The organism is Niameybacter massiliensis, from assembly GCF_001282685.1.
GTDB classification, from domain to species: domain Bacteria; phylum Bacillota; class Clostridia; order Lachnospirales; family Cellulosilyticaceae; genus Holtiella; species Holtiella tumoricola.
Genome location: NZ_LN875035.1, coordinates 1,811,773 through 1,826,030, shown reverse-complemented (window position 1 = coordinate 1,826,030; position 14,258 = coordinate 1,811,773). Strand labels below are relative to the sequence as shown.

The following is a 14,258-nucleotide window of genomic DNA, read 5'->3' as shown; positions in this document are numbered from 1 at the left end:
GAATACATGAATATATTAGCGATAGATGCTTCAGGTTTATCAGGAAGTGTAGCATATATTAGTGATTATAAATTAGTAGGTGAATACTATATTTGCCATAAGCTTACACACTCTCAAACCATTATGCCAATGCTTGAACATCTTAAAGGCTTAATTGGTTTTGAAATGAATGAGATAGATGCAGTAGCAGTAACAAGTGGGCCAGGGTCATTTACAGGCATCCGTATTGGTGTAGCAACAGCAAAAGCTATGGCACTTGCTATTGGTGTACCTATTATTGGGATACCTACATTAGATGTTATGGCACACAATATTTCATTTGCAAGTGAAGTGATTTGCCCAATTATGGATGCCAGAAGAAATCAAGTTTATACTGGGATTTACCAATGGAAAAATGGAACACTAGAGCGTGAAGGTGACCATTTAGCTGTTGAAATCGATGAGTTATTAGAGAAACTTGCAGGAAGACAGACCATCTTCTTAGGTGATGGTGTAGATGTGCTTAAAGGTAAAATTACAGATGTAATGGGAGACGCAGCCCAGTTTGCACCAAGTTTCTTACACATGCAAAGAGCAAGTGTACTTGCTCAGCTAGCTTGTGAAGCTTTTGAAAAAGGTGAGATGGTAGATGCAGATGAATTTGTACCAATCTATCTTAGAAAGAGCCAAGCAGAAAGAGAGCTAGAGGAGAGAGAACAAAGTGGTCATTAGAAAAGCGTCAAAAGAGGATATTGAAGCAATTTATGCTATAGAAGTAGACTCTTTTAGCGTACCATGGTCTCTAGAATCTATAACCAAAGAACTTGAAAATCCAGTAGCTTATTATCTTATTGCAGAAGAAGATGGACAAGTACTAGGTTATGCAGGTCTATGGGATGTAGTAGGTGAAGGGCAGATTACCAATATTGCAGTACGCCCAAGTGGTAGAAGAAAAGGTATAGGGAAACAACTTGTAGATGGACTGATTGCATATGGTAAAGACAAAAACTTAGAAGTACTTATACTAGAAGTACGTGCAAGTAATACACCTGCTATCAATCTTTATACAGGAACAGGTTTTACAGATATCGGTAGAAGAAAGAATTATTATACGAAACCAACAGAAGATGCTATCCTAATGGCCTATAGTATTAATTAGGACCAAAGAGTTTAACTTCTAAAAGCCATTCTATAGCTATAAAGAAGATAATAACTAAAGCATAGTAATTAATATCGAAGTTAGGATATGTCATAAGAAGGGCTACAGCAATCTCTAAAATCAGAGATATACAGCAAAGTTCTATACGTTTAAATAAAGAGTACTTCTTTATATTTTTATGTGGGTAATCTCTGTGAAATCTACTGTTTAAGATGAATAAGATTGTTTTATCAGAAGCAAATAGAGAAAATAAGATAGGAATACCACATAGTATAAAAAATAAACTATAGTCATTGCTTAGCATATAGATCCCCCTTGTAGTTTAATTAAATATAGCTATAGTATAACATAGTAAAAAGGCTTTTAAGTTATTAAGTAGAATGACTTAAAAGCCTTTTTTATTCAACTAAGGGTAGATTACAATCAAATATGCCTCCATTGAAGCCTTAGAAAATAATCCTTATAATAGCATTATCAGCTGATACATCAAATCAAAAACTACTAAAGGTTGAATGTGGAGGGGCGTAATGAATATAGGTAAGCAAATCAAATCCTTAAGATTACAGAAAAATGTAAAGCAAGAAGAGCTAGCAAATTACTTAGGTGTATCGCCTCAGGCAGTTTCAAAGTGGGAAACTGAAATGAGTGTACCAGACATAGCTCTATTACCTAAGTTAGCAACTTATTTTGGTATTACTATAGATGAATTATTTCAATTACCTAATGAAACTGAATTTGAGCGTATTGAAAATATGTATTGGAATGAGAGAAGGATAAAAACAGAGACCTTTGATCATGCAGTTCGTTTTTTAGAAGGGGTGCTCAAACAAGAGCCAAACAATGTAAGAGCATATGAAAATCTAGCCTGTCTTTATAATCATAGAGCTCACAGTGATCACGAATTAGCATCTGAATATGCAAAAAAAGTACTAGATTTAGAGCCAAGTAATAAAAGTGGATGGTGTGCCTATTTAGAAGCAAACAGAGGTGTTTGTGGTGATGAATGGTATGATAATCATTTTACGGTAATTGAGTATTTCAAAACCTTTTTAGAGAAGAATCCAAATAGCTTTCTTGGACTTTATGCAATCATTGAAAACTTATTGGATGATGAACGTTATGAAGAAGCTGTACCTTATATTGAACAGATAAGAAAGGTAAAAAATAATTATCAAGCCAATATGTATATGGGAGATGTGGCATATGGCAAAGGTGACTTAGAAAAAGCAAAAGAACTGTGGAATGCAGCAGTAGAAGAACATCCTAATACATGGCAGGCTTACTGCTCAAGAGCAGATCGCTATAAGAAGATAGGCATGATTCAAGAAGCGTTAAATGATTATGAAACGTGTTTTAATATACAAGAATCTCCACGTATTACAGATGGGTTGCACTCTCTGGCGCAGATGCATGAGAGAATGGGAGATTATGAAGCAGCTATTAAAGATAGGGAACGTATTGTACAGTGCTTAAAAGAAGATTATCAGAAAACAAGTGGAGAAAGTATTGATATCCATAAGCGAGAAATTGAAAGGCTAAAATCCTTACGTAATGAATAAATAAAAATACCTTAGTAAAGATGTATGATACACTTTACTAAGGTATTTTTATTTATTCATCAAAAAGTCCTTCTAGACCTTCGAAGAGCTTTTCACTTGTTGCAGCCTTTACTTGAAACTCATAAGGTTGAGTTGTATGTTTTGCTAAAAGTTCATCTAAAGAAGTAAAGGTTGCACTACTAAATTTATCAATAAAGTTTTCCATAGAGTTTTCATCGTCAAGTGCTTCTAATGTAGCACAAATCTCGGCGAGTGAGGTAGGAGCTTGTAAAATATCTTTGTTAATCGTAATACTATCTGTATTGATAGATTCTTGATTACCAATTAATTTTTCAAGACTTAATTCTGCAATAGGTTCATCTAAAATTGTGTGTAACTGACAAATAGGTTTCGCTTTTTTCTTCATAACTAGGACCTCGAAAAAATTAGATTCTCCTATTATGATAGCTTACTTGACAAAATGTGACAAGTGTTAGTTACGTTGTTTCTTTTCATAGCTATAGTAAAGCCATAAGGCAACAATAGCGAAAAGTACTGGTCCACCACCGGCAAAGAGTGTATCTATCCAATATCCTTTTGCAAGTCCAGGTTCAATAATAGAAAAGATATTTGCAAAACCAACAGTAATCGTAACGATGATAGACGCTACAAGAGCAACACCATAACCTTTATAAATAGTAAAAGGTTTAACAATGTTATCTTTTTTCTTAAAGAATGGGAAGGCAATCGCTAAGAACATATAAGGAATAGTCATTGCTACATTGGTCATTGTAACGAGCTTATTAAATAATGCAGATGCATTGTCACCACCAAAGGAAATAAGCAAGATAAGAATAGCGACAACAGTAGCTTGTATTTTCATAGCATATGCAGGCATACCATCTTTTGTTTCTGCAATACGGCCTGGCCAAAGTTCTTTAGGCGTACCTTCTATTAATTGTTTAAGTGGTGAGTAGATTAAAGTAAAGAACGCACCAGTTAAGGCAAGAAACATAGAAAGTCCTACAAGACGAGCTACCCAAGCACCAACTGTTAAGCTAGCAGCTTCAGATAATCCAAAGCCATTTGCTAAAGTGTAACCTAGGTTTTCCATAACAATATAAGTTACATTTGCTGTATTAACTGAAGGAAGAGAAAGTATATTACCCCAGTTAATGAAGATACCCATAATAAAGATACCTAGAGAGTATCCAACAGAAATAACAATAGCAGAAATGGTTACACCTAGAGGAAAAGTTTTTTCAGCATTTTTAGTTTGGTCAACAAGACCACCGACAGCTTCAATACCACCATATGCGAAAATAGCATAAGTCAAGAAAGAAATAATAGATAATGGAGATTGATAAGCTGGGTTTGGAGATACAGTAAATGTTTTTAAGCCATCAGTAATAGGTTGGGCAAATTGTCCACCATGAAGAGCCAGTACAACAAGTCCTCCAATAAGTAAAATAACATTTAAAAGCATTACGGCAAAACCACCTACAGAGGTAATTTTTTTGATTTTATCTAGTCCACGTGTTGAGATAAAAGTAACAAATAAAATCCAAATGGCACCAAGGATTCCTAGCCATTTCGTTGCACTCATTCCAAAGAAATTCATACTTTGAGTCATATCCCGACCAAATATAGCGTTTGATAGAGGGACCCATATAGTAGTAGAAACGTTTACTTGCCACACAAGATAAGAAGCATACCACATGAAAGTTCCGACAAAAGCAAATTTTGGATTTACAGCACTTGCCATCCAAGAATAGATTCCACCTTTTTCATGTTTATAGGCTGCACCATACTCAGCCATCATAAAAGCATAAGGTAGGAAGAAGAAGATCGCACCGGCTAAATACCAAGGAATCGCACCATAACCCATTAAGTAAAAGGCTCTTGGCATATTAGCAAATCCATATACAGATGTAAAAATCATCAGTACAAGAGATAGGAGTGTAAGTTGTTTTTTTGCATCTTGAGACATAAATGTCCTCCTTCTAGTCTGTCATTCAGTTAGTAATTAGAATGCACCAAAATATAAAAAACATGCTTTAATGATAAAAAAACAGTTTAAGAGATTATTTTTTATCATTAAAACAGCAAAAAACATAGAATGGAGTATAAACATAAAAGGAGGAGTAGATATGAGAAGGTATTGTCAGCAAAATAATTATTGCTATGAAGAATGTTATTGCTGTTGCCTTAAATGTATAGAAGGACCTATAGGCCCACAAGGAATCACAGGTCTACAAGGAGCCACAGGCCCACAAGGAATCACAGGTTCACAAGGTCCAAGAGGTACAATTCAACTTACAAACTGTGCTACTTATAGGTCTACAGGTACGACTTCTTCAGTAGCACCCAATGGAAGTATTAATTACGGAAATCTAATTAGTGGGAGTGGAACAAGTATCACTCATACTAACGATACACCTCAAATAGTTTTATCTGCTGAAGGAATTTATAAAGTTGATTTAGCTGTAGATGGAGTAGATAATATAGTAGGGCAAGGTCTTATATTTGCTTTGGTAGTAGATAAATTTATTACTGATGCAAGAGTTGTTTCACAAAATACACAAGATAAAACACATTATAATAGTGGTTGGGTCAGCTATTTTGTAAAAGTAAAAGCAGGAAAAACAGTAACAATTACTGTTCAAAACATAGGATTAGATACAATAGATCTTGTAAATTCCAATATTAGTATTTTGCAAATTTCATCTACGGTAGGATAGAATTTGATAAAAAGAACGTTTTATGTATATAATAGAAGATACAGCATGATAAATGGAGGAAGCACATGGAACAAATGGAAAAGAAGCCTCTTACAACAAAAAAGGCAGTACTTGAGGCTATAGATGATACAAGAAAACAAGCAAAAGCAGGTTTAGCTGTAGAAGAAGTAGAAAAACTTTATAAAGAAATTTATGATGCCATTGAAGTAATGAGTGCAAATGTAAAGCCTAATACTATTGTTTATTTAAAGACTGAGCTTAACAAGACACTTATTAAATATCGCCCAACTGAGATTACTCAAAAGTCAGATCCTTTTATGGAGTTCTTCAAGCAAGCTTACCCAGAAGGGAAACGTCGTAAAGATTTTACTTATACACTTGTTGACCCAAGTAAGATAACAGTAGATCAAATTGTTGAGACATTAAAGTTTGTTAATGCCCACTGCAAAACAAACAAAATCTCAAAAGAAGAAAAACAAGCTATTCTTCCAATGATTGAGAGAGTAGCAAAAACAGATAGCTTAAGACACATTAATCAAGTACGTAGCATGGAGTATTTAAGAAATGCAATGCATATACGTATTGAAAAATCACCAAAAGGTCATAGATTAGTAAACGCTTAAGTAAGATATAGAATAAAAAGCTCCATATCCTAGGGCGAAGTAAACCTAGATAGGTGGGAGCTTTTTTGTTTCTCATCATCTCAATAAGCGTCCTTGCAAAAAATGTAAAAAACATTGACCTTCACATTTAGGATGTGTAGAATAGCATTAAATCATACTCGGAAAAGGTAAGGTGTTAGGACGATGAATATATATGAATCAGCAAGTAAGGCACGTGAAGCCTCTATTATGCTACAAGCAATAGATGGCGATGCAAAAAGAAAGGCATTAGTTGCCGTTCAAGAAGCATTAAAGGCCAATAAAGAAGCAATCTTTGCAGCCAATCAAAAGGATATAGAAGTAAGTGAAGCGCAGAACATAGCAATGCCAGTGCTTAAAAGATTACGTTTTGATGAAGGCAAATTACAAGATGTATTAGATGGTATTGAAAGTTTAGTGCATATGGAAGAACCAGTTGGCAAAGTACAAATGCAAACAGAATTAGATGAAGGATTAATTCTTACACGTATTTCTTGTCCTATAGGTGTTATTGGTGTTATTTTTGAGTCTAGACCAGATGCACTTGTTCAAATTTCAAGCTTATGTCTAAAGAGTGGTAACAGTGTACTCCTTAAAGGTGGTAGTGAAGCTAAAGAAACAAATAAAATTCTATTTGAAATTATTAAAAAAGCTTCAGAAGAAGCAGGTATGCCACAAGGTTGGATTACACTTATGGAAACACGTGAAGAAGTAAGTGAGATTCTTAAAATGCATAATTATATTGACCTTCTTATTCCAAGAGGATCAAATGAATTCGTACAATACATTATGAAAAACTCAGATATCCCTGTAATGGGACATGCAGATGGAATTTGTCATAGTTACGTAGATAAAGCTGCTGATTTAGAGTTAGCAGTAAAAGTTGTAACAGATTCAAAAACACAATATGTATCAGTATGTAATGCACTTGAAACATTACTTGTACATGAAGCAGTAGCAAGTGAATTTTTACCTCGTCTTAAAGCCTCTTTAGAAGATAAAGGAGCAACAATCAAAGCTTGTGAAAAAACAAGAGCAATCATTGAATGTGAAGAAGCTACAGATGAAGACTGGCAAACAGAATACTTAGATTATATTTTATCTATTAAAATTGTAAGTAGCTTAGAAGAAGCGATTAATCATATTAATACGTATGGTTCAGGTCATACAGATTGTATTGTTTCTACAGATGAGGAAGCTGTTAAGAAATTTATGATGCTTGTAGATTCAGGAAATGTATTTTGTAATGTATCTACACGTTTTAGTGATGGATTTAGATACGGATTTGGAGCAGAAGTTGGTGTAAGTACTTCTAAGATTCATGCAAGAGGGCCAGTAGGTATTGAAGGGTTATTAATTTATAAATATAAATTAATGGGTCATGGTCATATTGTTGGAGATTATGCTTCAGGTACTAAAAAGTTCACTCATAAAAAATTAATCTAAGAACTTGAACTAAAGTATATTGATGCCGAAATAACTTATAGACACTATTATGAAAGGAGAACCTTATGATACAAAATGTAGGGCTTCAGAGTGGATATCAAGCTATAGCACAGACGCAGCAAGTAGCAGCAAGGTCTGTACAGGCACAATCTGCACCACAAGAACGTTATAGTATTTCGCAAAGTTACTATAAGAATCAATTAGCAGCAAAGGATTTAAATTTTGTTAAAAACTTTAGCAATCAAATGAGTACTTTATATGGTGCCGCTGCTAAGTTACAAAATCAAAAGGGTAATGAATCAGCAGATAAAATTGAAAAAAATACAAAAGAATTTGTAGATAAATTTAATGAATCTGTTGATTTTCTGGAAAAGAACAAAGGAAAAAATAAAACTCTTAATCGTTTACATGATTCATTAACTTCTGTAGGTAAAACCTATGAAAAATCTTTACAAGATATAGGGATTGGTGTTGGAAGTGATGGTAAATTAGCTATAGATGAGACTAAATTTAAAGAGAGTTTAACTGCTAGTCCAGATAGAGTAAAAGATACATTATCTACATTAGTAAAGAAAACGGAAGATTTCGCAATGAGAGGGATTAATACATCCTCTCAATCTCTTTTAGCAGAGTCTAGTAACAAGCTACAGAATGTAATGGATGAAGAAACATATTATGCTGGAATTCGTAAAATGGCGAGTAATGCTCAGTTTATGAATATGTATTATTCAGCTCAAGCTACATTTAATATGATTAATTTATTTGCATAAGCAAAGAGCGTCACATAATGTGTGGCGCTCTTTGTTGTATCTATAGAATTTTAATGAGGCCAAAGGATTTCACAATTATTTTGGCGTGCAGCTTCAAAAATAGAAGAGGTAGGTTCTTGATCGGTTAATAAATAGTCCACTTGATTAAAAGAAGCTAAGTTAAACTTATAATTATTGAGGAATTTAGTATGATCACAGAGCATAAGCGTAAGTCTTGATTGTTCACACATTTGTTTTTTTGTACAGGCTTGTTGCATACTTGGATCAGTAAAGCCTTTATGATCTACACCTGCACAAGACATAATACAAAGGTCTAGGTTGAATTGCTTAATATACTCAAGGGCAGACTCGCCAACAATGCCACTAGAACCTTCACGGGCATATCCACCAACAACAAAAACTTCACAAGCAGTGTGTTCGATTAAACTATGAGCAACTTCGATACCATTGGTAACAACGGTAATATTTTTATAGTTATTGAGTAAGGGACAAAGCTGTAGGACTGTTGAACTAGAATCTAAAAACATGGAACTACCATCGGTGATAAAATCAGTAGCAAATTGGGCTAGGGTTTGTTTGATAGAAATATTTTCTTGGTTACGTAATTTAAAGTGTTTTTCTTTAGTGGTTGTAACGATAATACTTACATTTCCTTTATCTCTTTTTACTAACCCCATTTCTTCTAATAAAATAAGGTCACGACGAATGGTAGAAGCACTATATGAGAGTAGGTCAGCAAGATGAGGAATAGCAATTGTTTTCTTTTGCTTTAATAAATTTAGTAATTGTTCTTGTCTTGTATTTAGCATAAATTCCCCCAAATATGTTCATAAAAATTGAATTATTTTTCATTATTTTAAAGCTAATAGTGAAAAAAATCAATATGAGTATCATCACTTTCATTTTCTTTAGAAAGCTTTAGAATAGGCTTGAAGGAGAGTGGAGGTCGTGCAACAAGATTTAGTAAAAAAACTTTTTAAAGTAAGTTGGCTTGTGTATTTTATTTCATATATAGGCAGATTGAATTATGCAGCATCAATGATTGAAATTGGACAAACTGAGGGCTATACAACGATTCAATTAGGCGCAGTAGTTACAGCTTTGTTTATAAGTTATGGGATAGGACAATTACTAAGTGGCTTAATAGGGGATCATTTTTCGTCTAGAAGGTTAGTTTTAGTTGGATTAATTGGATGTGGTATATGTAATATTGGTATGTTTACTTCTAATAGCTATTGGCAACTACTACTGATTTGGTCACTTAATGGATTAAGTTTATCTTTGATTTGGCCACCTATCGTAAAGCTTTATACACAGTATATGGATGAAGACTACTTACATAAATGCTGCTTTAATATTCAAACATCTGTAGCGTTAGGAACTTGTTTTACCTATTTAATGTGTTCAAGTCTTCTCAAAATATCAATCTGGAGAAATATTTTCTTATTTACATCAGGCTTGCTATTTATTGCAGCGCTTATATGGCACATGACTATAAAGCAAGTTGAAAAACACTGTGTAAAGGTAATAGATAAAGCTCAAGTAATTGATAGTGAAAAACAAATAGTTAACAATGGAAAAGAGATAATAGAAACTGAAGAGAAACAGTTTAAGAAAGTTCTATTTAAATCTGGGTTAGTGGTCATCTTTATTGCTATTTTGATTATGGGATTCTTAAAAGATGGGATTATGACTTGGGTACCTCAATATATTACAGATACATTTGGGACTCATGCTTATTTTTCTGTATTTTTAACAGCACTATTACCACTTGTCAATTTAACAGGTATTTATCTTATTAAATATATTAATGAAAAAAATTCTGGAGATGATTTGAAGACAACAGCTATATTTTATGGGGTAAGTGTAATAAGCTTAGCATTGCTTGTAGTATGTGGTAGGGCAAATATCTATGTGAGTGTTTTATTATTTGCAGTGGTCACTTCTTGTATGCTAGGGATTAACACCATACTTGTAAGTGTGCTACCAACCTATTTTGCAAAGTATAATAAGACAGCTTTAGTGGCAGGATTAACCAATTGTGTAACCTACCTAGGGAGTGGACTATGCGGTTATGGCTTAGGTGCACTTGTAGAAGGATATGGATGGCAAGTGACAAGTATGGTTTTAGTAGGTATATGCTTATTAGGAATTATAAGTTGTATAGTGGCAAGACCTATGTGGCAAAAATTTAAACATTAATGGTAAGTCCACTTATCTAAAGTTTAAAATGATGATAAATAGATTTAGGAAATAAAAATAAGAAAAGATCTTAACACTTAGAGTGATAGAATAAAAGGAGACTAATAATGAAACTTAAATATTTAGGGACAGCAGCCTATGAAGGATTTCCAGGACTTTTTTGTGAATGCGAAGCTTGTAAACAAGCTGAAAGAGAAGGTGGGAAAAATATTCGTACAAGAACAAGTATGCTTATTAATGAAGATACATTAATGGACTTTTCACCAGATGCTTATTTGCATAAACTTAAATATAACCTTAATCTAGCAGCGATTAGATATTTTGTGATTACCCATTCACACTCAGATCATTTCAATCCTTGGGATTTAGTTGCAAGATGTGAAGGGAACTATGCACACTTTGATGAAGCCAATAAAGGATCTACAGTACATGTATATGGAAATGATAAGGTTGAAGCATATTTAGACCAAGTAGTACAAGTAGAGTTTGGAGGTAACCAAAACTTTATTGATTATCATAGAGTGACACCGTTTGAAACTTATGAGGCTGGAAAGTTAAAGGTTACACCACTTCTCGCTCAACATCAAACAGATGAGCAGTCATTGATTTATCTAATTGAAGAAGAAGGAAAAGTACTTTTATATGGAAATGATACAGGTATATTCCCAGAAGAAACATTTGAATATCTTAAAAATATCAAGTTAGATGTGATAAGTTTAGACTGTACACATGGTACACGTCATAAAGGTGGATATGGTCATTTAGGTTTAGAAAGCTGTGTAGAAATTAAAGAAAGATTATTAGAAATGGGAAGTGCAACACAGCAGACAACATTTATACTAACGCATTTTTCTCATAATGGTGGACTTTGTCATGAAGCGTTAGAAGAAAAAGCCATACCACACGGATTTATAATTTCATACGATGGTATGGAACTTACAGTTTGAAAAAAAAATAAATGTTTAAAAGAAGAGGTTGTTGTAGAACAGCCTCTTTTTGCTCCTTTTTTGCTTAAAACTTGAAGAAATTGGCAATAATTCACAAATAATATTTAGAATTGTGTAGAAAAACAATAATCGTCAGGAAAAACATTCTATGTTATAATAAAAGGAAGAAAAAAGGAGTGTCGTATAGGGTGAGAAAAAATAAGATTAAACTTTATGGAAGCTATTATAGGTACAAACGCAACAAAGTGATAGTTAGAAATTTTATTACTGCTTCTATACTATTAATAGGAGTAGCTGCCACCTTAATCTTTACAAATAAATTAAAGCTACAAGATGTAGCAGCACTTTTTAGTATGGGGATACAAAGTAGTAAGCAAGCTATGGAGCCTTTCTTCTTAGAACAAGTGGATACTAAGTATGAGGTACATACAGCAAAGCCACCAATTAAGGGGGTATATTTACCAGCGACAAATATGGCACGACTTGATGAACTCATAAAACTAGCAAATGAGACAGAAGTAAATGGTATGATTATAGATATTAAAAATGATAATGGATACTTAACTTTTAGTACTGACAATCCAAAGTTACAGAGTGCAGTTAAAGAAAAGCCGGCTATTCCCAATATGGATGAAGTCATAGATAAGCTTTACGCTAATAATATTTACCCAATTGCACGTATTGTAGCTTTTAAGGATAACGTCTATACCAAGGTAAATCCAGATCAAGCAGTGCAGACAGCAGATAGTAGTGTTTATCAAACAAGCAAAGGTGAAAGTTGGTTAAATCCTTATGATAAAAGAAACTGGGAGTACCTTTTAGAAATAAGTAAAGAAGCGATTAACTTAGGATTTAAAGAAATACAATTTGATTACATTCGTTTCCATGAATCTATGGAAGGAAAAGATTTAAACTTTCCAACAGATAAAAGTAAAACAGAGATTATAACGGAATTTGTTGCATATATGACAGAAGCGTTACATCCTTATGGTGTAAATGTCTCAGCAGATGTATTTGGAACAATTATTACAAGTAAAATTGATGCAGAAATAGTAGGACAAGATTACAGAGAACTTATTAAGCATCTAGATTATATTTGTCCGATGATTTATCCTTCACACTATGGAGAGGGCTCATTTGGAATAGCACATCCAGACTTACAACCGTATGACCTTATATTAGAAGTTATGCAATACTCTAATATGATTATAAGTGAAATACCAAGAAATGAGAGAATGGCAGAAGTAAGGCCTTGGTTGCAAGATTTCACAGCATCGTGGTTAAGTAGTTATCAAGAATATGGAGATGAACAAGTGCAAGATCAAATAAAAGCAACTTATGATGCATTAGGTAGTGAGTGGCTTTTATGGAATGGTGCAGGCAAGTATCATTCTAATGCGTTAGAACAAGAGTAAAGGATGTGATGGGGGACATGGATAAGAATAAAATTATTTTAATGTCGAAGTTAGCTATAGAGGAAAAGCAATCGTTAAATAAGGATAAAAAGATAACAAGTTACTTTTCAGAAGACTATATATACGTTAATAATTTTAAAACAAGATTACTGGTGTTTATAATGACCGGTATAATCATGTTCCTTTACATTTTTGCAAAGCTACAAATAGGGGGAACCTTGCCAACCAATCTTGAAGAAGTAGTAGGACAGTATATCATACCATATGGGGGGAGTATGATTGCTATCATACTGGCTTATAGTGTAATTTCAAGTCAAATTTATCAAAAGAAATATAATTTGGCACAAAGTAGAATCAATAGCTATAAGAAGAATTTGAAGGCACTAGAAGAACTTGAAAAAAGTAGGGATAAAGGGGATGAAAGAAATGAAGCCAAATGAAAGCCTTTTGATGTTTAGAGAGCGGGCAATACAGTTTTATAAGATGTATGAAAAGATTTTTATTGCCATGGCAAAGTTCATTACTGTAATTTATATGCTTATAGAAATTAATAGTACCATTGGCTATGCACCTCTTTTAACTAGGGGATATATGATAGGGGTAATAGCTTGTATAGGTGCAGTGCTACCTATACAATACATAATGATTGGTGCCATGTTTATTATTACTATTCATTTATTAAGCTTTAATTTATTTATAGGGCTAGGAATGGGATTGATTTGCCTATGTTTGTACATATTTTATATAAGGCTTTATCCTAGAGAAAGTTTAGTAATTATATTGACAATCTTAGCATTTAGATTGAATTTACATTATGCAGTGCCGATTATTGCAGGGTTATTTGGCGGATTTCAAGTTGTTGTTGCAATATTAATAGGCATTTTAAGTGTTTTTTCTATTCAATGTATAGAACCTATTGTACAAGTAGCTTTAAAAGCAGAAGATAGTTTGAAATTATGTTTAGATAGCTTAAATATAATAGGAACACAAGTTGTTCAGAATCCAACTATGTTAGCAACAATGAGTATATTACTCGTTGTATTTTGTATTGTATTTATTGTAAAAAGGCAAATGATAGATTATGCACCGTACATGGCTATTGTTATTGGTGGTGCAATGAATATGTTAGGCTTTGTTATAGCGATTCTATTTTTAAATGTACAGGTCAATGTATTATTAATGGTTGTTATGTCCATACTAAGTGTAGTCATAGCAAGTATTATTCAATTTATGTCTAAGTCTCTAGATTATTCTAGAAGTGAAACAGTACAATTTGAAGATGAAGATAACTTTTACTTTGTAAAAGTAGTACCAAAGATTAAAGTACAAGTAGATTGTACAAAGATAGAAAAGATTTATACAGGGCATAACAAACAGGATGCTATGGAAATTGAGGAGTAGAGGTTGGGGCAAAATTAAT

The 14,258-nt window shown here is 33.2% G+C and carries 16 protein-coding genes; 12 read left to right on the top strand and 4 right to left on the bottom strand.

Going from position 1 to position 14,258, the window contains the following annotated elements; all coding sequences use genetic code 11:
• Nucleotides 1–6 precede the first annotated feature (6 nt).
• Nucleotides 7–711: a tRNA (adenosine(37)-N6)-threonylcarbamoyltransferase complex dimerization subunit type 1 TsaB gene (gene tsaB / locus BN2390_RS13980; protein ID WP_053984941.1), complete on the top strand. Its 705-nt coding sequence runs from the start codon at nt 7–9 to the stop codon at nt 709–711.
• A complete protein-coding gene (rimI, locus tag BN2390_RS13975; RefSeq protein WP_053984940.1) occupies nt 701–1,138 on the top strand; it encodes a ribosomal protein S18-alanine N-acetyltransferase in 438 nt (145 codons plus the stop codon). Before tsaB ends, rimI begins: the two co-directional genes overlap by 11 nt.
• Here rimI and BN2390_RS13970 read toward each other — a convergent pair.
• The gene (locus tag BN2390_RS13970) at nt 1,131–1,442 is read right to left on the bottom strand and encodes a hypothetical protein (RefSeq protein WP_053984939.1); all 312 of its coding nucleotides are present in this window, start codon (nt 1,440–1,442) and stop codon (nt 1,131–1,133) included. The two genes, rimI and BN2390_RS13970, sit on opposite strands and share 8 nt — an antisense overlap.
• Nucleotides 1,443–1,665: 223 nt before the next feature.
• On the opposite strand from BN2390_RS13970, the gene BN2390_RS13965 reads away from it, so the two are divergent.
• Entirely contained in the window at nt 1,666–2,697 is a 1,032-nt protein-coding gene (locus BN2390_RS13965; RefSeq protein ID WP_053984938.1) for a helix-turn-helix domain-containing protein, read from the top strand.
• 52 nt (nt 2,698–2,749) lie between these two features.
• Here BN2390_RS13965 and BN2390_RS13960 read toward each other — a convergent pair whose 3' ends face one another.
• Nucleotides 2,750–3,103: a hypothetical protein gene (locus BN2390_RS13960; protein ID WP_053984937.1), complete on the bottom strand. Its 354-nt coding sequence runs from the start codon at nt 3,101–3,103 to the stop codon at nt 2,750–2,752.
• Nucleotides 3,104–3,169: 66 nt separating this feature from the next.
• On the bottom strand, nt 3,170–4,666 hold the full coding sequence (gene yjeM / locus BN2390_RS13955; RefSeq protein ID WP_053984936.1) for a glutamate/gamma-aminobutyrate family transporter YjeM: 1,497 nt from the start codon (nt 4,664–4,666) through the stop codon (nt 3,170–3,172).
• Nucleotides 4,667–4,826: 160 nt separating this feature from the next.
• Between yjeM and BN2390_RS13950 the strand changes: the two genes are divergently transcribed.
• The 4 genes from BN2390_RS13950 (at nt 4,827) to fliD (ending at nt 8,274) form a co-directional block, all read left to right on the top strand.
• Entirely contained in the window at nt 4,827–5,417 is a 591-nt protein-coding gene (locus BN2390_RS13950; protein WP_053984935.1) for a collagen-like triple helix repeat-containing protein, read from the top strand.
• A 65-nt stretch (nt 5,418–5,482) separates the two neighbouring features.
• Nucleotides 5,483–6,040 (top strand): hypothetical protein, encoded by a 558-nt coding sequence (locus BN2390_RS13945; RefSeq protein WP_053984934.1) that lies wholly within the window; start codon nt 5,483–5,485, stop codon nt 6,038–6,040.
• Between the two features lie 183 nt (nt 6,041–6,223).
• Nucleotides 6,224–7,504 carry a glutamate-5-semialdehyde dehydrogenase gene (locus BN2390_RS13940; protein ID WP_053984933.1) on the top strand — a complete coding sequence of 427 codons (1,281 nt, stop codon included), beginning with the start codon at nt 6,224–6,226 and terminating at the stop codon, nt 7,502–7,504.
• 65 nt (nt 7,505–7,569) lie between these two features.
• Entirely contained in the window at nt 7,570–8,274 is a 705-nt protein-coding gene (gene fliD, locus BN2390_RS13935) for a flagellar filament capping protein FliD (RefSeq protein WP_053984932.1), read from the top strand.
• A gap of 50 nt (nt 8,275–8,324) precedes the next feature.
• On the opposite strand, the gene BN2390_RS13930 is transcribed toward fliD, so the two are convergent.
• Nucleotides 8,325–9,083 carry a DeoR/GlpR family DNA-binding transcription regulator gene (locus BN2390_RS13930; protein WP_053984931.1) on the bottom strand — a complete coding sequence of 253 codons (759 nt, stop codon included), beginning with the start codon at nt 9,081–9,083 and terminating at the stop codon, nt 8,325–8,327.
• Between the two features lie 139 nt (nt 9,084–9,222).
• Between BN2390_RS13930 and BN2390_RS13925 the strand changes: the two genes are divergently transcribed.
• From BN2390_RS13925 to BN2390_RS13905, 5 genes are all read left to right on the top strand, one after another.
• On the top strand, nt 9,223–10,476 hold the full coding sequence (locus tag BN2390_RS13925) for an MFS transporter (RefSeq protein WP_053984930.1): 1,254 nt from the start codon (nt 9,223–9,225) through the stop codon (nt 10,474–10,476).
• A 107-nt stretch (nt 10,477–10,583) separates the two neighbouring features.
• Entirely contained in the window at nt 10,584–11,423 is an 840-nt protein-coding gene (locus BN2390_RS13920; protein WP_053984929.1) for an MBL fold metallo-hydrolase, read from the top strand.
• 188 nt (nt 11,424–11,611) lie between these two features.
• Nucleotides 11,612–12,838: a putative glycoside hydrolase gene (locus tag BN2390_RS13915; RefSeq protein ID WP_053984928.1), complete on the top strand. Its 1,227-nt coding sequence runs from the start codon at nt 11,612–11,614 to the stop codon at nt 12,836–12,838.
• 17 nt (nt 12,839–12,855) lie between these two features.
• Nucleotides 12,856–13,278: a hypothetical protein gene (locus tag BN2390_RS13910; RefSeq protein WP_154668830.1), complete on the top strand. Its 423-nt coding sequence runs from the start codon at nt 12,856–12,858 to the stop codon at nt 13,276–13,278.
• On the top strand, nt 13,265–14,239 hold the full coding sequence (locus tag BN2390_RS13905) for a hypothetical protein (protein ID WP_053984926.1): 975 nt from the start codon (nt 13,265–13,267) through the stop codon (nt 14,237–14,239). The genes BN2390_RS13910 and BN2390_RS13905 overlap by 14 nt, the downstream gene beginning before the upstream one ends.
• The last annotated feature ends 19 nt before the right edge of the window (nt 14,240–14,258 follow it).

Coding starts and splice junctions, on each gene's coding strand:
- BN2390_RS13905 (WP_053984926.1), top strand. CDS start 13,265: ATGAAGCCAAATGAAAGCCTTTTGATGTTTAGAGAGCGGGCAATACAG.
- tsaB (WP_053984941.1), top strand. CDS start 7: ATGAATATATTAGCGATAGATGCTTCAGGTTTATCAGGAAGTGTAGCA.
- BN2390_RS13930 (WP_053984931.1), bottom strand. CDS start 9,083: ATGCTAAATACAAGACAAGAACAATTACTAAATTTATTAAAGCAAAAG.
- BN2390_RS13920 (WP_053984929.1), top strand. CDS start 10,584: ATGAAACTTAAATATTTAGGGACAGCAGCCTATGAAGGATTTCCAGGA.
- BN2390_RS13945 (WP_053984934.1), top strand. CDS start 5,483: ATGGAACAAATGGAAAAGAAGCCTCTTACAACAAAAAAGGCAGTACTT.
- BN2390_RS13940 (WP_053984933.1), top strand. CDS start 6,224: ATGAATATATATGAATCAGCAAGTAAGGCACGTGAAGCCTCTATTATG.
- BN2390_RS13950 (WP_053984935.1), top strand. CDS start 4,827: ATGAGAAGGTATTGTCAGCAAAATAATTATTGCTATGAAGAATGTTAT.
- BN2390_RS13965 (WP_053984938.1), top strand. CDS start 1,666: ATGAATATAGGTAAGCAAATCAAATCCTTAAGATTACAGAAAAATGTA.
- BN2390_RS13960 (WP_053984937.1), bottom strand. CDS start 3,103: ATGAAGAAAAAAGCGAAACCTATTTGTCAGTTACACACAATTTTAGAT.
- yjeM (WP_053984936.1), bottom strand. CDS start 4,666: ATGTCTCAAGATGCAAAAAAACAACTTACACTCCTATCTCTTGTACTG.
- BN2390_RS13910 (WP_154668830.1), top strand. CDS start 12,856: ATGGATAAGAATAAAATTATTTTAATGTCGAAGTTAGCTATAGAGGAA.
- BN2390_RS13970 (WP_053984939.1), bottom strand. CDS start 1,442: ATGCTAAGCAATGACTATAGTTTATTTTTTATACTATGTGGTATTCCT.
- fliD (WP_053984932.1), top strand. CDS start 7,570: ATGATACAAAATGTAGGGCTTCAGAGTGGATATCAAGCTATAGCACAG.